Below are 23,186 nucleotides of genomic sequence, written 5' to 3'. Positions count from 1 at the left end.
CGCTTCCCTTCGGTCCTGCTGTCTTGCTTTGTTCTTGCGTTTCCGACTCTATCAGACCGTTTCCCGATCCGATTTCCTCGGTGCTTTCCAGGTTCTCGCTCTCGCGTTTCCCTTTCCGGCGGTTCCGACTCTATCAGATCCTTTCGGTCCTGATTCCCAGTCAGTGGGGCTTGTCTTCCCAGCCCTTGGGCCGTTCCGACGAGTGAGACTTTAGCGGATTCCTGGCTCCCGAGCTAATCGGGGTGGCGCCCTTTCGAACGCGGATTCCTCATTTCGCAAACACGCATGAAAACGATCCGACGACGAGTCGCCGTTCGTTGAGTGCTTGTTGCGGAATGGCTGTCCGGGGACCGACCGGGGTCGGCGCTCACGTCGGACAACTCGGAGAACATTACGTACCGGGTGGGGGAGTGTCAACTCCGCTCCAGGATGCCCTCCGGAGGCGTACGCTCGGCGCCATGACCACACATACGTGCACCCAGCAGTGGTGGGCCGCCTGACGGGCGGCCGTACTCACGTATGTACTCAACGGCCGCCGCCTCGGCGGCCGTTTTTGTGTCTCCCTCCTGAGGAGCCGGCCGGCGGGTGCGGCGGCCTCGACCAGGAGGTGGAGTGATGACACGGGTCTTCAGTGGGGTCAAGCCGACCGGGCATCTGACGCTGGGGAACTATCTCGGGGCCATCCGGCGGTGGGCCGATGTCGATCAGCACCAGGCCGACGCCCTGTTCTGCGTCGTCGATCTGCACGCGCTGACCGTGGACCACGATCCGGGGCGGGTGCGCAGGCTCAGCAGGCAGGCGGCGACGTTGTTGCTGGCCTCGGGGCTCGATCCGCAGCTGTGCACCGTCTTCGTACAGAGTCATGTGGACGAGCACGCGCGGCTGTCGTATCTGCTGGAGTGCGTCGCGACCGACGGGGAGATGCGGCGGATGATCCAGTACAAGGAGAAGGCCGCGCGCGAGCGGGAGCGGGGCGGGAGTGTGCGGCTGTCGCTGCTGACGTATCCGGTGCTGATGGCGGCGGACATCCTGGCGTACGGGACCGACGAGGTGCCGGTCGGGGACGACCAGACGCAGCATGTGGAACTGACCCGGGATCTCGCGGTGCGGTTCAACCAGCGCTACGGGCACACCTTCGTGGTGCCCCGGGCCACACGGCCCCAGATCGCGGCGCGGGTCATGAATCTGCAGGAGCCGACGTCGAAGATGGGCAAGAGCGATGACGTGGGGCCCGGCGTCGTCTATCTGCTCGACGAGCCGGATGCCGTACGGAAGAAGATCATGCGGGCTGTGACCGACAGCGGGCAGGACGTCCTGTACGACCCCGAGGCGCGGCCGGGGGTCTCGAACCTGCTGGAGATTCTCGCCGCCTGTGAAGGTGGGGATCCGAAGACCCTCGGCGGTGCGTACGAGTCGTACGGCGCTTTGAAGAAGGACACCGCCGAGGCTGTGATCGAACTCCTCAGGCCCGTGCAGGAGAGGCACAAACGGTTGTGCGCGGATCCCTCGTATGTGGAGGCGGTTTTGCGCGACGGCGCCGCGAAGGCCCGGGCGATGGCGCGGCCTCGGGTGGACGAGGCGTATCGGGCGATCGGGCTGCTGGCCGCCGGCTGAAGTCCCCGAGGGGAGAGAGGTCATTGACGGCGGGCCGGGGCGGTGGCCCCGGCCCCGCTGCCTCTAGCTGTTGCCGGAGGCCAGTTCGCGGCTGCGGTCGCGGGCTGCCTCCAGTGCGGCGATGAGGGCCGCGCGGACGCCGTGGTTCTCGAGTTCGCGGATCGCGTTGATCGTGGTGCCCGCGGGAGAGGTGACGGCCTCGCGGAGTTTCACGGGGTGCTCCCCGCTGTCGCGGAGCATCACGGCGGCGCCGATCGCGGACTGGACGATCAGGTCGTGGGCCTTGTCGCGAGGCAGGCCGAGCAGGATGCCCGCGTCCGTCATGGCCTCGACCAGGTAGAAGAAGTACGCCGGTCCCGAGCCGGAGAGCGCGGTGCAGGCGTCCTGCTGGGACTCGGGGACGCGGAGTGTCTTGCCGACGGCGCCGAAGATCTCCTCGGCGTGGGCGAGGTGCGCCTCGGTGGCGTGGCTGCCGGCGGAGATGACGGACATCGCCTCGTCGACGAGGGCGGGGGTGTTCGTCATGACCCGGACGACGGGGGTGCCCGCGGCCAGGCGCTCCTCGAAGAAGGAGGTGGGGATGCCCGCCGCGCCGCTGATCACCAGGCGGTCGGCGGGGACGTGGGGGGCGAGTTCGTCGAGGAGGGTGCCCATGTCCTGCGGCTTGACCGTGAGGATCAGGGTGTCGGCGTTCTTGGCGGCCTCGGCGTTGGTGACGGCGGTGACGCCGTAGCGCTCCTGGAGTTCCCTGGCGCGCTCGGGGCGGCGGGCCGTGACCAGCAGGTCGGCGGGGGCCCAGCCGGATCGGATCACTCCGCTGAGCAGGGCTTCGCCGATCTTGCCGGTGCCGAGGACTGCGACTTTCTGGGTCATGGTGCGGGTGCCCTCCGAGGGTGCGTCGTCCTGGGGTCATCCTCGCACTTGGGGGGTTGGGCGGGGTGGGGTGTCCGTTGGACGGACGGGGGTGGGCTTGTTGGCTGCGGGTGGGTGGGGGCTGGGCGCGCAGTTCCCCGCGCCCCTGGGGGCCGTCGGCGTGGATGCGTCATGCGGTGCGGCGCCTCAGGGTTGCGGCGCCCAGGGCCAGGACCAGGAGGGCGCATCCCGCCACGATGAACGCGTCGCGGACGAAGTTGGCCGTCATGTCGGTGTGCTTGAGGACTTCGTTCATGCCGTCGACTGCGTAGGACATGGGGAGGACGTCGGAGAGGGCTTCGAGGACGGGGTGCATGGTGGAGCGGGCCGTGAAGAGGCCGCAGAGGAGGAGTTGGGGGAAGATCACCGCCGGCATGAACTGGACCGCCTGGAATTCCGAGGCCGCGAAGGCCGAGACGAAGAGGCCGAGGGCCGTGCCGAGCAGGGCGTCGAGGAGGGCCACGAGCAGCAGGAGCCAGGGGGACCCCGTGACGTCGAGGCCGAGGAACCAGACCGCGAGGCCCGTGGCCAGGGCCGACTGGACGACGGCGACGGCGCCGAAGGCCAGGGCGTAGCCGGCGATCAGGTCGCCCTTGCCGAGGGGCATGGCGAGGAGGCGTTCCAGGGTGCCCGAGGTGCGTTCGCGCAGGGTGGCGATGGAGGTGACCAGGAACATCGTGATCAGCGGGAAGATCCCGAGGAGGGAGGCCCCGATGGAGTCGAAGGTGCGCGCGCTGCCGTCGAAGACGTAGCGGAGCAGGACGAGCATCAGGCACGGGATGAGGATCATCAGCGCGATGGTGCGCGGGTCGTGGCGGAGCTGGCGCAGGACGCGGGTCGCGGTGGCGGTCGTACGGGAGTAGTTGATCGCGCTCGGGCGGGCGGGGGCCGTCGTGTCCGTGCCCGTGTGCGTGGTGGTGGCCGTGGTCATCGGACGGTCTCCTTGCGGGCGTCGCCGGTCGCGGTGGCCTCGTCGACCAGGTGGAGGAAGGCGGCCTCGACGGTGTCGCTGCCGGTGCGTTCGCGCAGGGCGTCGGGCGTGTCGTCGGCGAGGATCTCGCCCTCGCGCATCAGGAGCAGGCGGTGGCAGCGCTCGGCCTCGTCCATGACGTGGGAGGAGACCAGCAGCGTCGCCTTCCGTTCCGTGGCGATGGCGTGGAAGAGGTTCCACAGGTCGCGGCGCAGGACCGGGTCGAGGCCGACGGTGGGCTCGTCGAGGACCAGGAGTTCGGGGGTGCCGAGCAGGGCGACCGCGAGGGAGACGCGGTTGCGCTGGCCGCCGGAGAGGTTGCCGGCGAGGGCGTCGGCGTGGGTGGTGAGGTCGACGTCGGCGATGGCCTGGGTGACATGGGCGTCGCGGCGGTCGGCGGCGGCGCGGCCGGGGTCGAGGATCGCGGCGAAGTAGTCGAGGTTCTGGCGGATGGTCAGGTCGTCGTAGACCGAGGGGGCCTGGGTGACGTATCCGATGCGGGAGCGCAGTGCGGCGTCGCCGGCGGGGCGGCCGAGGACTTCGAGGGTGCCGGTGACTTTGGCCTGGGTGCCGACGATGGCGCGCATGAGAGTGGACTTGCCGCAGCCGGAGGGGCCGAGGAGTCCGGTGATCTGGCCGCGGGGTACGGCGAAGTCGAGGCCGCGCAGGACGGTGCGGGGGCCGCGTACGACGGTGAGGCCTTCGGCGCGGATGGCGGTGGCCGGGGGCTGGGAGGACAAGGGGGTGGTGGTCGTGGCCTGGGAAGTGGTGGTGGCCGTGGGGTGTTCGGGGGGCCGGGGAGCAATATTCATCATGCGATGAATATTGCGCGGGAGGGATGGCGTCGTCAAGCCCGGTCGCATCCGACGGCGCAGGCGCGCGGCGGCGCGATCGGAAGGGGGCGCTCCGGCCTGCGGTGGGGTGGTGCGCTTCCGTGTTCACTCGGCGGTTACACGGAAGGGCTGCGCGATCAACTCCCGTTACCGACAATGGATTTCAGTGCGCGGTCATATGCCCACCGGCCTTGGTGCCGCGCCGTTGGATCCGCCGTGCCCTCCCCCGGCTCGGCACCCACGCATCTTCCGCACTCAACCGGAGGTGCCGTCGCCATGCGTAAAGCCGATCTGCGTCGAGCCGATCTGTCCGCGTCTCTCGTCGTGTTTCTCGTCGCGTTGCCGTTGTGTGTAGGGGTCGCCATCGCCTCGGGCGTGCCGGCCGAGTTGGGGCTGGTGACCGGGATAGTCGGTGGCCTGGTCGCCGGGGTGCTGCCCGGGAGCAGCCTTCAGGTGAGCGGGCCCGCGGCCGGGCTGACCGTGCTGGTGTACGAGGCGGTGCAGACGTACGGGCTGCGGGCCCTGGGTGTGCTGGTGCTCGGCGCCGGGCTGGTGCAGCTCACGCTCGGGGCGCTGCGGCTCGGGCGGTGGTTCCGGGCCGTGTCCGTCGCGGTGGTGCAGGGGATGCTCGCCGGAATCGGGCTCGTGCTGATCGCGGGTCAGGTCTACGCGATGGGTGACGCGTCCGCGCCCGCGAGCGGGCTCGGGAAGATCGCCGGGCTGGTGTCGCTGCCCGGGGACGCGGGCCCGGTGGCTCTCGCGGTCGGGGGCGCCACCGTGGTCGTACTGCTGCTGTGGCCGCGTTGGCGGCGCGGGGCGCGGGTGGTGCCGGCGCCGTTGCTGGCGGTGGCGCTCGCGGCGGGTGTGACCGGGGTGTTCGATCTGCCCGTGCGGCGGGTCGAGGTGCGCGGGCTGCTCGATGCCGTACAGCCGCCGTCCTTGGCGGACCTGGGCCGGCTCACGGAAGTGGGCATGCTCGGGACGGTGGTCGCCTTCGCTCTGATCGCCTCCGCCGAGTCGCTGTTCAGCGCGGCGGCGGTGGACCGTCTGCACCGGGGGCCGCGGACCGACTACGACCGTGAGCTCATCGCGCAGGGTGCGGGGAACGCCGTGTGCGGGGCGCTCGGGGCGCTGCCGATGACCGCGGTGATCGTGCGGAGCGCGGCGAATGTGCAGGCCGGGGCGCAGACCAAGGTCTCGCGCGTACTGCACGGGGTGTGGCTGCTGGTCTTCACGATGGTGGTGCCCGGGGTCCTCGGGATCATTCCGGTGGCGGCGCTGGCGGGGTTGCTGGTGCACGCGGGCTGCAAGTTGGTGCCGGTGCGGGAGGTGCGGGTGCTGTGGCGCGGGCATCGCGGGGAGGTGCTCGTGCTGGGTGTGACGGCGGTGGCGATCGTGGTGGGGAATCTGTTTGAAGGGGTGCTGGTCGGGCTTGCGCTCGCCGTCGCCAAGACCGCGTGGGACATCAGCCATGTGCATGTGGAGACGGAGGACCGGGGGGCCGCGGGGATGGTCGTACGGGTGATGGGGAACGCCACGTTCCTGCGGCTGCCGAAGCTGCTGGACGCCTTGGAGGCGTTGCCGCACGACCGTGACGTACGGCTGGAGTTGGGCGGGTTGCGGCATGTGGACCACGCGTGTGCGGCGGCCCTGGAGCGGTGGGCCGCCGCGCGCGATCACGAGCGGGTGGCCACGATCACCAGTACCTCGTAGACCTCCTCGACCCGGCCGTCCGGGAAGGTCTCCAGGAGGCGGGTGCGCTCCTCGGCGAGGAAGGCGTCGGTGTCCTCCTTGCCGAGGATCAGGAAGGCCGAGTGGCTGCCGATGTTGGCGAGGTGGGTGTCCACGGGGACGTGGCGGCTCCAGCGGACCATGCGGTGGGTGTGGGGCGGGGGTTCAGTGGCGCCTTTGAAGGCGCGTTCGGTGAGGAAGTCTGCGGTTCGCCGGCTGGATTCGGTGTCTTTTTTGGTCTTGGGGGCGGTGCCTTCTTCGGTCTTGGGGGCGGTGCCTTCTTTGGTCTTGGGGGCGGCGCCTTCTTCGGCTTTCGTGGCGGTGCCCTCTTCGGTGGGGTGGGCGCCCTCGAAGTACTGATCGATGCGCTGGGCCTGGGCGGCGATCCAGGGGACGTCGAGGGCGGCCGTGTTCCACCAGAGCGCGAGGGCGCCGCCGGGGCGCAGGACGCGGAAGGCCTCCGGGAGGGAGTGGGCCGGGCTCGTCCAGTGCCAGGACTGGGCGTAGGTGAGGAAGTCGGCGGAGGCGGTGGCGAGGGGGAGGGCGTCGCCGGTGCCCCGGACCAGGGGGATGTCGGGGTGGGCGCGGCGGAACTCCGCGGCCATGCCCTCGCCGGGTTCCACGGCGATGACGTCCGCGCCTCGGGCGTGCAGGAGGGTGGTGGCGATGCCGGTGCCCGCGCCTACGTCGATGACCTTCGCGCCCTTGAGGGGGCGGGCGGCCAGTTCTTCGAGGGTGGTGAAGAGGGCGGGTGGGTAGGAGGGGCGGTTCGCGGCGTACTGGGCTGCGGCCGTGTTGAAGGAGTGGGCTCGGGTGGTGTGGGAGAAGCGCGGGTGGGTCGTCATAAGGGAATGGTGGTGCGGGTCGGGGGTGGAGAACAGCAGATTTCGCCCCCGCCGCCCCTACCCGTCCCATCTCTGAGGGCTCCGCCCCCAGACCCCCGGGGTGGGTACTTCGGCTGCGGGTGGGTGGGGGCTGGGCGCGCAGTTCCCCGCGCCCCTGGGGCATGGGGCTGCGCCCCAGTGCCCCAGTGCCCCGACGCGCCGACGCGCCGACGGCCCGACGCCCCGACGCCCCATCGGCCTCGTTCCGCGCGCCGGACGGGCGGAAAGATGCGCCCAGCCCTCTTGAGGGCGTGGGGGACTGGGTGGCGCCCGTCGGCGAAGGGGCTCCAGGGGGTGTGTCAGGGGCGGCGGCGTTTTTTCGAGGGGTTGCGGGAGCGGCGCTCGTACTGGCGGCGCGCCTCCTCGTACTCCTCGCGGGCGAGCTTCTCGCCCGGGGCCTCGGTGAGGGTGCGGAAGGCGTAGGCGAGGAGGGAGCCGATGAAGCCGATGGCCAGGAGGCCTCGGAGGGAGGCCTGGCGGTCGGGGTCGGGGCGCTTGGAGAAGGCGTCCCAGGTGTGGCGGAACGCGAGCGCGCTGCACACCGCGAACATCACCACGACCAGGAGGGTCACCGGTTTGCCGACGTCCGCGATCGCCAGGCCCTGGTAGGCGAAGCGGAGCACGAAGCAGGCGGCGACCGCGGCGGCGAGCGAGCCGACGGCCACGGCGATGCGGCGGGCCGTGTAGCCGCCGTCCTGGGCCACCCAGGTCGTCCCGAAGAAGCGGAGGGGTTCGGGCTGGGGTCCCGCGGGGGTACCGGACTGGTTCTCGTCACTCACCCGACGATTATCGCTCCGGTCGGCCGCGGGGCCCCAGACCTCGTTCGGGCCCCTGCCCTCGTTCGGCCCCAGGCCTCGTTCGGTCAGGCGCAGCGCGGCGCGATGTAGCCGTCGCTGCCGGTCTTCACATAGGCGTCGGAGATGTACTCGCCGTTGGCGATGTTGTCCCAGATGCTGGTGGTGCCGTACGGGCCGCTCACGGAGTCACCCGGGCGCTGGCAGGAGATCGACACGCGTGAGCCCTCGGGCAGCACCCTCACGATGCGGTAGCTGGTGCCGGGGCCGCTGCGGACGTTCACCGCGTAGCCGGGTGCGATGGGGTAGGTGACTTGCGCTGCGGTCGCCGTCATCGACACCGCGTCGTCATCACTGCTTTCCATGTTTTCAATTCGCTCAACAGCCATTGAGGCCTCCCCCGTTGAATCAGATGGACCGGATCCAGCAGATCGAGCTGATGGATCGGTGGACCGATGGATTCAGGCAGTGCACATGTGTACGCCTGTCGCACGCGGAGGCTAGCAAGCCGCTTCGGTCTCGTACGAGGAATCGACTAGGCTCCGTGCGTCGCGCGTGCGGACGAACAGCACGGGGGTGGGTCCATGGCGCCACAGCGGAACTCCGGAGCGGATCCGGAAGCGGAACTTCCCGAGTACGCGGGGCAGTACCGCCTTGACGAGCGCCTCGGATCCGGTGGCATGGGCGTGGTCCATCTGGCCCGCAGCGGCTCGGGGCTGCGGCTCGCGGTGAAGGTCGTGCATGCCGCGTTTGCCATGGATCCCGAGTTCAGGGGGCGTTTCCGGCAGGAGATCGCCGCGGCGCGGCGGGTGAGCGGTGCGTTCACCGCCCCCGTGGTCGACGCCGACCCGGAGGCCGAGCGCCCATGGATGGCCACCCTGTTCATACCGGGCCCGACCCTCGCCGAGCAGGTGAAACGGAACGGACCCATGCCCGCCTCCCAGCTGCGGCGGCTGATGGCCGGGTTGGCCGAGGCGCTGCGCGACATCCATCGGGTGGGCGTCGTACACCGGGATCTCAAGCCCAGCAACGTCCTGCTCGCCGAGGACGGCCCGAAGGTCATCGACTTCGGTATTTCACGGCCGTCGGACAGTGAACTGCGTACCGAGACGGGCAAATTGATCGGAACGCCGCCGTTCATGGCACCCGAGCAGTTCCGCCGTCCGCGGGAGGTGGGACCGGCCGCCGACATCTTCGCCCTGGGCTCGGTGATGGTGCACGCGGCGACGGGCCGTGGCCCCTTCGACTCCGACAGCCCCTACGTCGTCGCCTACCAAGTCGTCCACGACGAGCCGGACCTGACCGACGTGCCCGGCAACCTCGCACCGCTCATCACCCGCTGCCTCGCCAAAGAGCCCGAGGACCGCCCGACGCCCGACGAGCTGATGCGGGAGCTGCGCTCGTTGGCGGCTTCGTACGACACGCAGGCGTTCATTCCGGCTCAGCGCACCAACCAGGCCGACGCCCCGGCCGCCCCGGCCGCTCCCGCCGACGCGCAGTCCCCGCCGCCCACGCCACGGTCCAAAGGCCGAGCCCTCAGGCGCGTCGCCCTTGCCGTCGGCGCTCTCGTCCTTGTCGCGGGCGGGACGCTGGCCACGACCCGGCTGCTCGGGCAGGACGGCACCGGCACCGCTCCGCCGGACCATCAGCAGCGGTCCGCACCGGCCGCGTTCAGCGGGTGGGACACCAAGCCCGTAGCCCGAGCCGACGGGGCGCCCCAATGCTCGTACGGCGGCGGGAAGTTGTTCTGTGCCCAGCCGGGGCTGGTCTCCGCCCTCGACCCGGTCGACGGCAAGGTGCTGTGGCGTCACACCTCGACCGAGCAGCGTGTCCCGGACGAGGCGCCCGCGATCTCGGGCGGCCTGGTACATGCCGTGACTCACGCCGGTCGGCTCCTGGAGGCACTCGATCCTGCCTCGGGCAAGGTGCGCTGGAAGATGGACCTTACGGCGTACGGCCGATGGCAGCAGGTGGGGGGCCTGGTGCTCCTCACCCGTGCCGACGGGACGGTCAGCGGAGTGGACGGCGCCACGGGTGAGGGCCGTTGGAGCCGCCGGCTGCCGGAACAGACCGCGCCGAACGTTGCCGCGTTCGCCGGGGACGAACTCGCCTACGCCACGAGCACGACGGGCGACGGAACGCGTACGCAGGTGACCGCGGTGGACCCGGAGACTGGCGCCGTGCGGTGGAACACCGGTCTGAAGGGGACGCTGTATCCGGTCGGCGCATGGCGGGGCACCGTGTTCTTCACGTCGGTCGACAAGAGCACCCAGACCGTCGCCCTGGTCCAATACGACCCGAAGAGCAGGACGTCGCACCGGGTGGGGCTCGATGTGGCGCTGCCGCAGGCTCAGACCACCGTCCGCGGGAGCACCGTCTACATGATGAGCACCCTCGGCGCGCTGGTGGCCGTCGACATGGACGCCCGGGAGCAGCTCTGGCGCCTCGAGACCTCCGTGAGCCGGGGCTCAGCACCGGCCGCCGACGCCAAGCACGTGTACTTCACCGCGGCCGACGGGCGGCTGCTCGCCGTGGACGCCGTCCGGGGCAAGCTCGTCGGCCAGACCCGGACAAGACTCGGAACGGAGTCGGACCGGGTCGCGGTCGGACTGCAGAAGCCGATGATCTCCGATGGCCACGTCTACACGAGCGCGCCCGACGGGACCGTGTTCGGCGTGGCGGGGGACGATCCGGCGGCCTGGTGAGCCAAAGGGGCAGAACAACGAGGGGGCAGAGCAAAGGGGCCGCTTCCGAAGAAGCGGCCCCTTCATGAGTTTCTGGGGTCTGGTCAGCCCAGCTTGGAAACGTCTCGTACCGCGCCCTTGTCCGCGCTCGTTGCCATCGCGGCGTAGGCGCGGAGGGCGGCGGAGACCTTGCGGTCGCGGTGTGCGGGGGCGTAGACGCCGTTCAGGGCGTCGCGGCGGGTGGCGAGTTCCTCGTCGGAGACCAGGAGTTCGACCGAGCGGTTCGGGATGTCGATGCGGATGCGGTCGCCGTCCTGGACCAGGGCGATGGTGCCGCCGGAGGCCGCCTCGGGGGAGGCGTGGCCGATGGACAGGCCCGAGGTGCCGCCGGAGAAGCGGCCGTCGGTGATCAGGGCGCAGGTCTTGCCGAGGCCGCGGCCCTTGAGGAAGGACGTCGGGTAGAGCATCTCCTGCATGCCGGGGCCCCCCTTGGGACCCTCGTAGCGGATGACGACGACGTCGCCGTGCGTGATCTCCTTGCGGAGGATCTTGTCGACGGCCTCATCCTGCGACTCGCAGACGACCGCGGGGCCCTCGAAGGTCCAGATGGACTCGTCGACGCCCGCCGTCTTCACGACGCAGCCGTCGACCGCCAGGTTGCCCTTGAGGACCGCCAGGCCGCCGTCCTTGGAGTAGGCGTGCTCGGCGGAGCGGATGCAGCCGCCCTCGGCGTCCTCGTCCAGGGCCTCCCAGCGCTCGGACTGGGAGAAGGCCTCGGAGGAGCGGACGCAGCCGGGGGCGGCGTGCCACAGTTCGATCGCCTCGGGGGACGGGGAGCCGGCGCGCACGTCCCAGGTCTTCAGCCAGTCGGAGAGCGACGGGCTGTGGACCGAGTGGACGTCCTCGTTCAGAAGGCCCGCGCGGTGCAGTTCGCCCAGCAGGGCGGGGATGCCGCCTGCCCGGTGCACGTCCTCCATGTAGTACGTGCGGTCCTTGGCGACGTTCGGGGCGACCTTGGCGAGGCACGGCACGCGGCGCGAGACCTCGTTGATCTCGTCCAGGCCGAAGGGGACGCCCGCCTCCTGGGCGGCGGCCAGCAGGTGCAGGATCGTGTTGGTGGAGCCGCCCATGGCGATGTCGAGGGCCATGGCGTTCTCGAACGCGGCGTGCGTGGCGATGTTGCGGGGCAGGACCGACTCGTCGTCCTGGTCGTAATAGCGGTGCGTGATCTCGACCACCGTGCGGGCCGCGTCCTCGTACAGACCCTTGCGCGCCGTGTGGGTGGCCAGCACCGAGCCGTTGCCGGGGAGGGACAGGCCGATGGCCTCGGTCAGACAGTTCATCGAGTTGGCGGTGAACATGCCGGAGCAGGAGCCGCAGGTCGGACAGGCGTTCTCCTCGATACGGAGGATGTCCTCGTCCGAGATCTTGTCGTTCACCGCGTCGGAGATCGCGTCGACCAGGTCGAGCGTACGGACCGTGCCGTCGACCAGGGTGGCGCGGCCGGACTCCATGGGGCCGCCGGAGACGAAGACCGTCGGGATGTTCAGGCGCAGGGCCGCCATGAGCATGCCGGGGGTGATCTTGTCGCAGTTCGAGATGCAGATCAGGGCGTCGGCGCAGTGGGCTTCCACCATGTACTCGACCGAGTCCGCGATCAGATCGCGGGAGGGCAGGGAGTACAGCATGCCGCCGTGGCCCATCGCGATGCCGTCGTCGACCGCGATCGTGTTGAACTCGCGCGCGATGCCCCCGGCCGCGGTGATCGCCTCGCTGACGATGCGGCCGACGGGCTGGAGGTGGGTGTGGCCCGGCACGAACTCCGTGAAGGAGTTGGCGACCGCGATGATCGGCTTCCGTCCGATGTCCGCGCCCGGTACACCGGAGGCGCGCATAAGGGCGCGTGCGCCCGCCATATTGCGGCCGTGGGTGACTGTGCGGGACCTCAGCTCGGGCATCGTCGCTCGCTCCTTCGGAGAGTAATGACTGAGGTCGAGCCTACGCCGGTGCGCCAGGATTCGGACGGGGCGTCCGGAATGCGGGATGCGCGTCTCGGTGGGCGAGTGCCGGGGGGCGAGTTCCGGGTGTTGTTCTCGGTGGGTGGTGGGTGGGTGCGGGTCCGATGTGGCTGAGCGCGCAGTTCCCCCCGCGCCCCTCGGGGGGCGCTCGGCTCACGGGGCTGTCAAGTGGCCCTGTACCACCGGGGCCACCCGCTCGACGATGCGTTCCACGTCCGCCGAGGCCAGCGGCTCGACCTTGATGACGTAGCGGAGCATCGCCACCCCCACCAGCTGGGCCGCCGCCAGTTCGGCGCGCAGTTCCGCGTCGGGGAGGTCGAGGCGGCCCGCGATGCGGCGCAGCAGCTGGGCGGCGACCAGGCGGCGGAAGACGGCCGCCGCGGTCTCGTTGTTCACGGCGGAACGGACGATGGCGAGCAGCGGGGTCCGAGTGGTGGGGTTCTCCCAGATACCGAGGAGGAAGCGGGTCAGGCGCTCGCCGACCGTGTCGAGGGGGCCGTCCTCGACCGCGGTGGGCGCGGCCAGGGCGGGCGCGAACGCGACCGCGATGGCCGCCTCGAAGACCTGCTCCTTGGTGCCGAAGTAGTGGTGCACGAGGGCGGAGTCCACCCCGGCGGCCTTGGCGATGCCGCGCACCGACGTCTTCTCGTAGCCGCGCTCGGAGAACTCCTCGCGAGCGGCGTCCAGGATGCGGTCGCGAGTGGCGGGGGCCGCCTCCGTCTCCGTACGGGAAGGCCGTCCCCTACGACGGGGGGTGGCGGCGTCCGTCACCGGCGGGGCACCTTCACCGCGGAGGCCAGGTGCAGGCGGGTGAAGGCCAGCGCCTCCGCCAGGTCCGCCTCGCGTTCGGCGCTGGACATGGCACGGCGGGTGTTGACCTCGATGACGACGTGGCCGTCGAAGCCGGAGAGCGCGAGGCGCTCCAGCAGTTCGGCGCAGGGCTGGGTGCCGCGGCCCGGGACCAGGTGCTCGTCCTTGTTGGAGCCGTTGCCGTCGGCGAGGTGGACGTGGCCGAGGCGGTCGCCCATGCGGTCGATCATCTGCAGGGCGTCGCTGCGGGCCGTCGAGGCGTGGCTGAGGTCGATCGTGAAGTGGCGGTAGTCGTCCTTCGTCACGTCCCAGTCGGGGGCGTACGCGAGCATCTCGCGGTCGCGGTAGCGCCAGGGGTACATGTTTTCGACGGCGAACCGTACGTCTGTCTCGTTCGCCATGCGCCACATCCCCGTGACGAAGTCGCGCGCGTACTGGCGCTGCCAGCGGAAAGGGGGGTGTACGACGACCGTCGACGCGCCCAGCTTCTCCGCCGCCGCCTGGGCGCGCTGGAGCTTGATCCAGGGGTCGGTGGACCAGACGCGCTGGGTGATCAGCAGGCAGGGGGCGTGAACGGCGAGGATCGGGATCTGGTGGTAGTCGCTGAGGCGGCGGAGGGCTTCGATGTCCTGGCTGACCGGGTCGGTCCAGACCATCACCTCTACGCCGTCGTAACCGAGGCGCGCGGCGATCTCGAAGGCCGTCGCCGTCGACTCCGGATACACGGACGCCGTGGACAGCGCGACCTTCGCATCCGGGATGCGCACGACTGGTTCTGCCACGAGGGACAGCGTAAGCCTCCGGCGGTCGGGCGGGGGGTGATGGGGGTTGGCTGGGGGGCGGCGTTGGGGGTGGGTTGGGTGGGGGTTGGGTGGGGCGCCTTATCGCCGTTGTGGGAATCACCGTGGGCGAGTGCGGGGTGGTTGGTGGCTGGGCGCGCGGTTCCTCGCGCCCCTGGTGGGGGCGGGCGTGGGTGGATGGGCGCGCGGTTCCTCGCGCTCCTGGTGGGCGCGGGGAACGTGATGTCGGTTACTCGGTCACTCTGATGCCATCTGGTCCAGGCGGCGGAGGATGACGCCCTCTCGTAGGGCCCAGGGGCAGATTTCCAGGGTTTCCACGGCGAAGAGGTCCATGGCGCCCTCGGCGACGAGGGCGCCGGCGAGGAGTTGGCTGGAGCGGCCGGGGGAGACGCCGGGGAGTTCGGCGCGTTCGTCGGCGGTCATGGAGGCCAGCCGGGGGACCCAGTCCTCCAGGGAGCGGCGCTTGAGTTCGCGCTGGACGTAGAGGCCGTCCGTGGAGCGGGCGGCGCCGGCCAGGCGGGCGAGCTGCTTGAAGGTCTTGGAGGTGGCGACCACGTGGTCGGGGGCGCCCAAGCGGCTGAATTCGCCGACGGTACGGGCGATCTCGGTCCGGACGTGGCGGCGCAGGGCCTTGATGTCCGCCGGGTCGGCGGGGTCGGTGGGCAGCCAGCCCGCGGTCAGCCGTCCGGCGCCGAGCGGCAGCGACGCCGCCGCGTCCGGCTCCTCGTCCATGCCGTACGCGATCTCCAGCGAGCCGCCGCCGATGTCGAGGACCAGCAGTTTTCCCGACGACCAGCCGAACCAGCGGCGGGCGGCCAGGAAGGTCAGCCGGGCCTCTTCCGCCCCGGTCAGGACCTGGAGCTCGACACCGGTCTCGGCCTGCACCCGGGCCAGTACGTCGTCGGCGTTGCTGGCCTCGCGCACGGCGGAGGTCGCGAACGGCAGCAGGGCCTCGACGCCCTTGTCTTCGGCGGCCTCCAGCGCGTCCCGGACCGTCGCGATCAGTTTTTCGACACCGTCGAGGTCGATCGCCCCGCTCTCGTCGAGCAGTTGGGCGAGCCGCAATTCGGCCTTGTGCGAGTGCGCGGGCAGCGGGCGCGCGCCGGGGTGTGCATCCACCACCAGCAGGTGCACCGTGTTCGAACCCACGTCGAGGACACCGAGTCTCATGTACGGAACGCTACTGCGAGTCCGGCGGTCGACCGTCCCCGGAGCGGGCTGAAGCGACTTACCCTGGACGGGTGCCAAAGACGAAAAAGGCGAAGCCCGACAAATCGACCAAGGGTTCTTCGCAGGCGAAGGCCTCCGCGTCCAAGAAGTCCCCGACGAAGTCCCCGAAGAAGGCCACCGTGTCCGACGAGAAGGGGCTCGACTTCGCTCGGGCATGGGTGGAGTTTCCGGATCCCGCCGACGACGAGCAGGTCTTCCGGTGCGATCTGACATGGCTGACCTCTCGCTGGAACTGCATCTTCGGAAGCGGCTGTCAGGGCATCCAGGCCGGTCGCGCCGACGACGGCTGCTGCACGCTCGGGGCCCACTTCTCCGACGAGGACGACGAGAAGCGGGTGGCCGAGCACGTGGCACGGCTCACGCCGGACGTCTGGCAGCACCATGACGTGGGGATGAAGACCGGCTGGGTCTCCGAGGACGAGGACGGCGACCGCCAGACCCGCCCCTACCAGGGCTCGTGCATCTTCCAGAACCGGCCCGGCTTCGCCGGCGGCGCGGGCTGCTCGCTGCACATCCTGGCGATCAAGGAGGGGCGCGAGCCCCTGGAGACCAAGCCGGACGTCTGCTGGCAGCTGCCCGTGCGCCGGACGTACGAGTGGATCGACCGGCCCGACGACACGCGCGTGCTCCAGGTCTCCATCGGCGAGTACGACCGCCGGGGCTGGGGTCCGGGCGGCCACGACCTGCACTGGTGGTGCACGTCGGCGACCTCGGCACACGGCGCGGGCGACCCGGTGTACGTCTCGTACCGCCCGGAACTGATCGAGCTGATGGGCAAGGCGGGGTACGACCGGCTGGTCGAGCTCTGCGAGGAGCGGCTGGCCTCGCAGCTGCCGTTGCTGGCGCCGCATCCCGCGGATCCGGTCGCCTGAGACCCCCCGGTCCATCGTCTTCCCGCCCCTTCCCGCCCCGCTTCCCGCCCCGCTTCCCGCCCCGCGAGCTTCACGAGGACGGGGTCGGGGCGGAGCTGTCGCTGGGCGGCTGCGTCGAACCGCCCGGATCCGACGGGGCCGACGGGTCCGACGAAGGTGGCGGGGACGACGAGTCCGTGGGCGTCGGCTGGGGGTCGCCGGGCGTCGGTGGCGGGTCCGAGGCGGGCGGGGTCGGGCCGGGGGCGGACGGGGTGGGACGGCCGGGCGTCGGGCCGGAGCTGCCCGGGGCGGACGGACCCGCTGTTCCGTACCCCCCGATCGTGACCACCGCTCCCGCCGGTGCGATCGACACCCGCGCGCCCCAGGGGCCCACCGGCTCGCGAAGACGATCGACGTACACCTTGATCGTGAACGTTTCTCCGGGGGCCAGCGTTCCCGACGACTGGCTGAAGTAGAGCCAGGACGCTCCCGTCTCGGCGGACCAGTGGACCGGTGAGTTCCCGGAGGCGGAAAGCGTGACGAGGGTCGTGTCGCCACTGCCCGAGGCCCGGACCGAGAGGTGGCCGGCGCCGCTTCCCGCGCTGGGGGCGCTGATGACCTCCACGGAGACGTCGGGCGAGCGGTTCCCCTTGGCGAAACGGGCGCCGGGTCTGGCGCTGGCGTTGCCGGCGTTCTCGTAGCCGCCCGCCTCCTCGCCGGTGATGCCGTCGGGCCCGTGCGCCTCGCTCGCGATGATCGAGCGGCCGTCGGCGCCCTCGCCGGTGAGGGGCGCGCCGCGGTAGGCCGCCCAGAGGGCGAGAACGGGTGCGGCGACGACGGTGGCGACGACGGTCGTCGTGACGGCACGCGCGCGAATGCGGTCCCTGCGGGCGGCGTGGTCCTTGGGGTCCACGGGGAATCCGCGCCGGTCGAAGCGTGGAGCGGCGCCTCGCGCACGCGGGACGTGTGCCATCGCGATGTGCACGGCCGCGCGCGGGGCCTCTAGGACGGGGAGCGCGGCGGGCGTGACGCTGGTGCCGGGCCAGGCGCCGGGCGCGGCGCGCTCGGCGGTACGGCGACAGCGCGGACAGTCGTCGACGTGCCGGACCAGTTCCCGGCGCAGGGTGGTGCTCAGGACGAGCTGGTTGTCGCCGGTGAGGCGGGCGACGCTCGGACAGGTGCCGGTCTCCACGACGGCGAGGGCGGCGCGGGTGCGTTCGACCTCGCAGGCGGCGGTGGCGAGCAGTTCGCGCGCCTTGACGAGGTCCAGGCCGAGGACGGCGGCGACCTCGGCGGCGGCGAGCTGGTGGCGCACGGCGAGTTCGAGCGCCTCGCGCTGCTCGGGGGTGGTGCCGGCCGCCTCCGGCCAGGCCAACAGGGCGAGTTCGTGCCGGCGCCGGTCCTGTGCCTCCTCGGAGACGGGGGCGCTCAGCGCCTTTGCCGCACTCCGGTCGGCGGCTTCCTTGTGCCCCTTGAAGAGGGCCTTGTGGCCCTTGGCGGGTGTACCCCGACCGGAGGCGTGGGCCGCCTGGCGCCTGCGCCGGGCCTCGGTGAGCTTGCGCAGACAGGACCAGCGGGCGAGGGCGTACAGCCAGGCCCTGCGGTCGTCCGCGGACGCCGGGCCGCGCTGGCCACGGCGCTCGGCCAGCGCGAGGGCGTCCCCGAGGGCGGCGGTGGCCTCGTCGTGGTCGCACAGAACGGACAGGCAGTAGGTGAAAAGGCCGTCCAAGTAGGGCTCGTACCGCGCGGGAGGGCGCTGAGCCAGGGTGCGGTTGTGCGCGCCACGGGGCGCGGTCACCCGCTTACGTGCGTCTCCGTGCGCCCGGTGTGCGCCGGTGGTGTGCGTGAAGGTCTCCGGACTGCTGCTCATCACCCGTGCGACCGTAGGTGCCCCAGGGTGGCCCCTTCTTCCCCCTTGAGCACATTTAATCCGTACGGGTGAAACGATCCCTCAAAGGGGGACAGGAGCCTCCGATTCCGTGGCCCACACCGTCACAGGCGGCAACGGCAGGCCATGGCAGATGCCCCACCGAGCCGGCCCGCCCGTGCTGTCAGTCCTCTCGGCTACGGTTCCGTCATGGCTGCCCGTACGAAAACCGCGAAGGACCGGCCGTCCTACCGCTGCACCGAGTGCGGATGGCAGACGGCCAAATGGCTCGGCCGCTGCCCCGAGTGCCAGGCGTGGGGCACGGTCGAGGAGTACGGCGCGCCCGCGGTCCGTACGACGACACCGGGCCGCGTCACCACCTCCGCGGTGCCGATCGGGCAGGTCGACGGCCGCCAGGCCACGGCCCGCTCCACCGGCGTACCCGAGCTGGACCGCGTCCTCGGCGGCGGTCTCGTGCCCGGCGCGGTCGTCCTGATCGCCGGCGAGCCCGGTGTGGGCAAGTCCACGCTCCTCCTGGACGTGGCGGCGAAGGCGGCGAGCGACGAGCACCGCACGCTGTACGTGACGGGTGAGGAGTCCGCCAGCCAGGTCCGTCTGCGCGCCGACCGCATCAAGGCGATCGACGACCACCTGTATCTGGCGGCGGAGACCGACCTGGCCGCCGTGCTCGGCCACTTGGACGCCGTGAAGCCCTCGCTCCTCATCCTGGACTCGGTCCAGACCGTCGCCTCTCCGGAGATCGACGGGGCGCCCGGCGGCATGGCCCAGGTCCGGGAGGTCGCCGGGGCGCTCATCCGTGCCTCCAAGGAGCGCGGCATGTCCACGCTCCTTGTGGGCCATGTCACCAAGGACGGCGCGATCGCGGGCCCCCGCCTGCTCGAACACCTCGTGGACGTCGTCCTGAGCTTCGAGGGCGACCGCCACGCGCGCCTGCGTCTCGTCCGAGGGGTCAAGAACCGGTACGGGACGACGGACGAGGTCGGCTGCTTCGAGCTGCACGACGAGGGCATCACGGGCCTCGCGGACCCCTCCGGCCTCTTCCTCACCCGCCGTGCCGAGCCCGTCCCCGGCACCTGCCTGACGGTCACCCTGGAGGGCCGCCGCCCGCTGGTGGCCGAGGTGCAGGCCCTCACGGTCGACTCCCAGATCCCCTCCCCCCGTCGTACGACGTCCGGTCTGGAGACCTCCCGGGTCTCGATGATGCTGGCGGTCCTGGAGCAGCGGGGCCGGATCAGCGCCCTCGGGAAGCGGGACATCTACTCGGCGACGGTGGGCGGCGTGAAGCTCTCCGAGCCCGCCGCGGACCTCGCCATCGCCCTCGCGCTCGCGTCGGCGGCGAGTGACACCCCGCTCCCCAAGAACCTCGTGGCGATCGGCGAAGTAGGGCTCGCGGGCGAGGTCAGACGGGTCACGGGAGTGCAGCGGCGGCTCGCCGAAGCCCACCGTCTGGGCTTCACGCACGCCCTCGTTCCGAGCGATCCGGGCAAGATCCCTGCCGGTATGAAGGTCCTGGAAGTCGCCGACATGGGCGACGCGCTGCGGGTCCTTCCACGCTCCCGTCACAGAGAGGCCCCACGGGACGAGGAGCAGCGCCGGTAGACTTTGCCCTGGTCTCGCCCGTCCGTACGAACCCTGGACGAATCTTGGGCGACCGGAAACCCGCGACCGGAGGAGTGCAGTGGCAGCCAACGACCGGGCAGCAGCTCCCGGAAAGTCCGGTGGGAGCTCCGGTGCCGATGGCCTGATGCGCGCCTCATTGAGCGCCGTGGCACCTGGCACGGCCCTGCGCGACGGGCTCGAGCGAATCCTCCGCGGCAACACCGGAGGACTCATCGTGCTCGGCTGGGACAAGACCGTCGAGTCGATGTGCACGGGCGGCTTCGTCCTGGACGTCGACTTCACGGCGACCCGGTTGCGTGAGCTGTGCAAGCTCGACGGCGGCATCGTCGTCGACAAGGACATCACCAAGATCCTGCGGGCGGGCGTCCAGCTCGTGCCCGACCCGACGATCCCGACGGAGGAGACCGGCACCCGGCACCGCACGGCGGACCGGGTGAGCAAGCAGGTCGGCTTCCCCGTCGTCTCGGTCTCCCAGTCGATGCGTCTGATCGCGCTGTACGTCGACGGTCAGCGCCGCGTCCTGGAGGACTCCGCCGCGATCCTCTCCCGCGCCAACCAGGCCCTCGCGACCCTGGAGCGCTACAAGCTCCGCCTCGACGAGGTCGCGGGCACGCTCTCCGCGCTGGAGATCGAGGACCTGGTCACCGTCCGGGACGTGTCGGCGGTGGCGCAGCGCCTGGAGATGGTGCGGCGCATCGCCACGGAGATCGCCGAGTACGTGGTGGAGTTGGGTACGGACGGGCGTCTGCTCGCCCTCCAGCTGGACGAGTTGATTGCGGGCGTGGAGCCCGAGCGGGAGTTGGTGGTCCGGGACTACGTGCCGGAGCCGACCGCGAAGCGCTCCCGCACGGTCGACGAGGCCCTCTCCGACCTGAACGCCCTGGCCCACTCCGAGCTCCTCGAACTGCCCACGGTGGCGAGAGCCTTGGGCTACACCGGCTCCCCCGAGGCGCTCGACTCCGCGGTCTCCCCGCGTGGCTTCCGCCTCCTCGCCAAGGTTCCGCGTCTGCCCGGCGCGATCATCGACCGCCTCGTCGAGCACTTCGGCGGTCTGCAGAAGCTCCTCGCCGCGAGCGTCGACGACCTTCAGGCGGTCGACGGGGTGGGCGAGGCACGGGCGCGCAGCGTCCGTGAGGGGCTGTCGCGGCTGGCGGAGTCGTCGATCCTGGAGCGCTACGTCTGACGACCCGCTACGGCTGACGACCCGCTACGGCTGACGACGCGCTACGTCTGACGGTCTTGACGGGGCCGGGCGCGCTCGAAGGGCGCGTGTGGGCCGTGCGGGCACCACCCGTCGGCCTCGGACCTCGGGGGCTCCATGGCCGCCCCTTGGAGGGCTCCCGCCCCCGCGCTCAGTCCTGGGACAGCACGAACGACGTCGTCGCCTTCGCCAGGCCCGGTGCCTTCGCCTCCACCAGGTAGGTACCCGCGGTCGCGGAACCCGCCGGGGGTGTCGCGCACTGGGCGGCGCTGGCCGTGCGGTCCCAGTCGACCGTGTAGGTCACCTGGTCGCCGGCCGGAACGCGGAAGAAGAGACTGGCGGCGTCCTTGGGGCAGTCGCTCGAGGACCAGAAGCTCTTGTCGCCACCGGCCTGAGTGATCGTCAGTACCGCGCTCTTCGGGCCGAGATCGACCTTGCAGTCACTGGCGGAGGAGTTCTTCGCGATCAGCTCGATCGAGGGCTTGTCCCCGGGGGCGTACGTGTTGTGCGCGCTGCGCAGGGTCAACTTGACCGCGCCTGCCGTGCAGTTGGGGAGGGTGGAGCCGGCGGGTACCTGATCCCCGGAGCTGGTGCCACCGCCGGAATCGCCGGCCGAGCCACCACCGCCCGCGCTGCCGGTCCCGCCGGAGCCGTCCCCACTACCGCCACTACCGCCACTACCGCCGCTGCCGCCGCCACTGCCGCTGCCGCTTGCCGTACCGGTACTCGCGCCGGGGCTGGACTCGTCGCGGCCGCCCGGGTGTTGGCTGATCGCGGGTCCGGAACCGGAGGGGCCCGGGGTGATCGTCTGTACGGGGTTCTTCCCGTTGGACCCGTCCGCGTTCTTCTTGCCGCCTCCGCCGCCGCTGCTGACGACCCAGACGATCAGCAGCGCCAACAGCGCTACCAGGGACAGCAGAACGGCCCTCCGACGCCAGTAGATCGTGGAGGGAAGTGGCCCGACCGGATTGCGCATAGATCCCACGGCGCAAACTGTACGAGAGATCCACGCCGGCGCTCGCCCCACCCGCCGCCCTCAGCGCCAACTTTTCCGGATCATCATTCCGACACACCGGCCGAGTTGCCCCACACCGCCCCTTCCCGTCCTCCGGGGGCTGCCGGGCCCGGCCCTCCGGCCGACCGGAGCGCCCCTTCAGGGGCGCCGGGAACCGCGCGACCAGCCCCCACCGCCCCGCGGGCAAAGGAGCCAGTGCGGGGCCCGGGCGAAAAGCCACTCCTCCGCGCCTCGGAGGAAACCGCGTAGCCCCACCCCCGCATGGCAGGATCGGAACCGCCATGACTGCACCCACCAAGCCCACACCCAGCCCCCAGCCCGACGCCGCCGGCAAGACCCTGCACGAACCGGTGATCACCTGGTTCGACGAGCACGCCCGTGACCTCCCCTGGCGCCGCCCCGACGCCGGCCCCTGGGGCGTGATGGTCAGTGAGTTCATGTTGCAGCAGACCCCGGTCAGCCGTGTCCTGCCCGTGTACGAGCAGTGGGTCGCTCGCTGGCCCCGCCCCGCCGACCTGGCCAAGGAGGCCCCGGGCGAAGCCGTCCGCGCCTGGGGCCGGCTCGGCTACCCCCGCCGCGCGCTCCGGCTGCACGGCGCCGCGGTCGCCATAACGGAACGACACGGCGGCGACGTACCCACGGAGCACGCTCAACTGCTCGCGCTGCCCGGTATCGGGGAGTACACGGCCGCCGCCGTCGCCTCGTTCGCGTACGGGCAGCGGCATGCCGTGCTGGACACCAATGTCCGAAGGGTGTTCGCACGGGCCGTCAGCGGCGTGCAGTACCCGCCGAACGCCACCACCGCCGCCGAGCGCAAGCTCGCCCGTGCCCTCCTGCCCGAGAACGAGAGCACCGCCTCCCGCTGGGCCGCCGCCTCCATGGAGCTCGGCGCACTGATCTGCACGGCGAAGAACGAGGCCTGCCAGCGCTGCCCCATCGCCGCGCAGTGCGCCTGGCGGCTGGCGGGCAAGCCGGCGCACGACGGCCCGCCGCGGCGCGGCCAGACGTACGCGGGCACGGACCGCCAGGTGCGCGGCAAACTCCTCGCCGTACTGAGGGAGTCCGTCGAGGGCCCGGTCCCGCAGTCCGTACTCGATCGCGTGTGGGACGAGCCCGTGCAGCGGGCCCGCGCCCTCGACGGACTCGTCGCCGACGGACTCGTCGAGCCGCTCCCGGGTGGTTTGTATCGGCTGCCCTTGACCTAGTAACCGCCCCCAGGACACCGGTCACACCCGCAAAACCACCCCAACCGGGACTTGTAACCACACCGCCTTACCCACCTCATACATCCGTTACACAACCGACGTACAGCCGAGCGCTCACCGAAGGCT

General features: G+C 71.2%; 19 protein-coding genes. 7 read left to right on the top strand and 12 right to left on the bottom strand.

Annotation, left to right across the window (positions count from 1 at the left end; all coding sequences use genetic code 11):
• Positions 1 to 615 precede the first annotated feature (615 nt).
• Entirely contained in the window at positions 616 to 1,614 is a 999-nt protein-coding gene (gene trpS / locus ACFZDJ_RS11160) for a tryptophan--tRNA ligase (RefSeq protein WP_390934348.1), read from the top strand.
• A gap of 63 nt (positions 1,615 to 1,677) precedes the next feature.
• On the opposite strand, the gene proC is transcribed toward trpS, so the two are convergent.
• From proC to ACFZDJ_RS11145, 3 genes are all read right to left on the bottom strand, one after another.
• Positions 1,678 to 2,487 carry a pyrroline-5-carboxylate reductase gene (gene proC, locus ACFZDJ_RS11155; protein ID WP_075032401.1) on the bottom strand — a complete coding sequence of 270 codons (810 nt, stop codon included), beginning with the start codon at positions 2,485 to 2,487 and terminating at the stop codon, positions 1,678 to 1,680.
• A 169-nt stretch (positions 2,488 to 2,656) separates the two neighbouring features.
• A complete protein-coding gene (locus ACFZDJ_RS11150) occupies positions 2,657 to 3,457 on the bottom strand; it encodes an ABC transporter permease (protein ID WP_101399936.1) in 801 nt (266 codons plus the stop codon).
• Positions 3,454 to 4,311, bottom strand: coding sequence for an ATP-binding cassette domain-containing protein (locus tag ACFZDJ_RS11145; protein WP_391057830.1), 858 nt, complete (start codon positions 4,309 to 4,311; stop codon positions 3,454 to 3,456). The genes ACFZDJ_RS11150 and ACFZDJ_RS11145 overlap by 4 nt, the downstream gene beginning before the upstream one ends.
• A gap of 294 nt (positions 4,312 to 4,605) precedes the next feature.
• On the opposite strand from ACFZDJ_RS11145, the gene ACFZDJ_RS11140 reads away from it, so the two are divergent.
• Entirely contained in the window at positions 4,606 to 6,042 is a 1,437-nt protein-coding gene (locus tag ACFZDJ_RS11140) for a SulP family inorganic anion transporter (protein WP_391057827.1), read from the top strand.
• On the opposite strand, the gene ACFZDJ_RS11135 is transcribed toward ACFZDJ_RS11140, so the two are convergent.
• From ACFZDJ_RS11135 to ACFZDJ_RS11125, 3 genes are all read right to left on the bottom strand, one after another.
• The gene (locus tag ACFZDJ_RS11135) at positions 6,006 to 6,905 is read right to left on the bottom strand and encodes a methyltransferase domain-containing protein (protein ID WP_391057824.1); all 900 of its coding nucleotides are present in this window, start codon (positions 6,903 to 6,905) and stop codon (positions 6,006 to 6,008) included. The genes ACFZDJ_RS11140 and ACFZDJ_RS11135 overlap by 37 nt on opposite strands.
• Before the next feature lie 338 nt (positions 6,906 to 7,243).
• Complete coding sequence (locus tag ACFZDJ_RS11130; RefSeq protein WP_054228689.1) at positions 7,244 to 7,723, bottom strand: hypothetical protein; 480 nt, start codon at positions 7,721 to 7,723, stop codon at positions 7,244 to 7,246.
• An 83-nt stretch (positions 7,724 to 7,806) separates the two neighbouring features.
• Complete coding sequence (locus ACFZDJ_RS11125; protein ID WP_391057822.1) at positions 7,807 to 8,103, bottom strand: SH3 domain-containing protein; 297 nt, start codon at positions 8,101 to 8,103, stop codon at positions 7,807 to 7,809.
• A 219-nt stretch (positions 8,104 to 8,322) separates the two neighbouring features.
• On the opposite strand from ACFZDJ_RS11125, the gene ACFZDJ_RS11120 reads away from it, so the two are divergent.
• Positions 8,323 to 10,443, top strand: coding sequence for a PQQ-binding-like beta-propeller repeat protein (locus tag ACFZDJ_RS11120; protein WP_391057820.1), 2,121 nt, complete (start codon positions 8,323 to 8,325; stop codon positions 10,441 to 10,443).
• Between the two features lie 83 nt (positions 10,444 to 10,526).
• Here the strand turns inward: ACFZDJ_RS11120 and ilvD are convergent, their stop codons facing one another.
• The 4 genes from ilvD to ACFZDJ_RS11100 form a co-directional block, all read right to left on the bottom strand.
• Entirely contained in the window at positions 10,527 to 12,380 is a 1,854-nt protein-coding gene (ilvD, locus tag ACFZDJ_RS11115; protein ID WP_390934342.1) for a dihydroxy-acid dehydratase, read from the bottom strand.
• A 213-nt stretch (positions 12,381 to 12,593) separates the two neighbouring features.
• Entirely contained in the window at positions 12,594 to 13,211 is a 618-nt protein-coding gene (locus ACFZDJ_RS11110; RefSeq protein WP_168510005.1) for a TetR family transcriptional regulator, read from the bottom strand.
• Positions 13,208 to 14,032, bottom strand: coding sequence for a sugar phosphate isomerase/epimerase family protein (locus ACFZDJ_RS11105; RefSeq protein WP_384919159.1), 825 nt, complete (start codon positions 14,030 to 14,032; stop codon positions 13,208 to 13,210). Before ACFZDJ_RS11105 ends, ACFZDJ_RS11110 begins: the two co-directional genes overlap by 4 nt.
• 255 nt (positions 14,033 to 14,287) lie before the next feature.
• Positions 14,288 to 15,220, bottom strand: a complete 933-nt coding sequence (locus ACFZDJ_RS11100; RefSeq protein WP_390934341.1) for a Ppx/GppA family phosphatase — start codon at positions 15,218 to 15,220, stop codon at positions 14,288 to 14,290.
• A gap of 71 nt (positions 15,221 to 15,291) precedes the next feature.
• On the opposite strand from ACFZDJ_RS11100, the gene ACFZDJ_RS11095 reads away from it, so the two are divergent.
• Positions 15,292 to 16,152, top strand: a complete 861-nt coding sequence (locus ACFZDJ_RS11095) for a hypothetical protein (protein WP_384919153.1) — start codon at positions 15,292 to 15,294, stop codon at positions 16,150 to 16,152.
• Between the two features lie 70 nt (positions 16,153 to 16,222).
• Here the strand turns inward: ACFZDJ_RS11095 and ACFZDJ_RS11090 are convergent, their stop codons facing one another.
• Positions 16,223 to 18,004 (bottom strand): hypothetical protein, encoded by a 1,782-nt coding sequence (locus tag ACFZDJ_RS11090; RefSeq protein WP_390934340.1) that lies wholly within the window; start codon positions 18,002 to 18,004, stop codon positions 16,223 to 16,225.
• A gap of 204 nt (positions 18,005 to 18,208) precedes the next feature.
• Here ACFZDJ_RS11090 and radA point away from each other — a divergent pair, with 204 nt between their 5' ends.
• Together radA and disA are read left to right on the top strand one after the other, a co-directional pair.
• Positions 18,209 to 19,618 carry a DNA repair protein RadA gene (gene radA, locus ACFZDJ_RS11085; RefSeq protein WP_384919147.1) on the top strand — a complete coding sequence of 470 codons (1,410 nt, stop codon included), beginning with the start codon at positions 18,209 to 18,211 and terminating at the stop codon, positions 19,616 to 19,618.
• A 79-nt stretch (positions 19,619 to 19,697) separates the two neighbouring features.
• Positions 19,698 to 20,822, top strand: a complete 1,125-nt coding sequence (gene disA / locus ACFZDJ_RS11080; RefSeq protein ID WP_054228678.1) for a DNA integrity scanning diadenylate cyclase DisA — start codon at positions 19,698 to 19,700, stop codon at positions 20,820 to 20,822.
• A gap of 169 nt (positions 20,823 to 20,991) precedes the next feature.
• Here disA and ACFZDJ_RS11075 read toward each other — a convergent pair whose 3' ends face one another.
• Entirely contained in the window at positions 20,992 to 21,825 is an 834-nt protein-coding gene (locus tag ACFZDJ_RS11075) for a hypothetical protein (protein ID WP_391057817.1), read from the bottom strand.
• Positions 21,826 to 22,136: 311 nt separating this feature from the next.
• On the opposite strand from ACFZDJ_RS11075, the gene ACFZDJ_RS11070 reads away from it, so the two are divergent.
• Positions 22,137 to 23,060 carry an A/G-specific adenine glycosylase gene (locus ACFZDJ_RS11070; RefSeq protein WP_390934338.1) on the top strand — a complete coding sequence of 308 codons (924 nt, stop codon included), beginning with the start codon at positions 22,137 to 22,139 and terminating at the stop codon, positions 23,058 to 23,060.
• Positions 23,061 to 23,186 lie beyond the last annotated feature (126 nt).

Source organism: Streptomyces sp. NPDC007896, assembly GCF_042959425.1.
Classification (GTDB): Bacteria; Actinomycetota; Actinomycetes; order Streptomycetales; family Streptomycetaceae; genus Streptomyces.
Note: the sequence above shows the minus strand (reverse complement) of the source record. Positions and strands in the feature narration are given on the sequence as shown.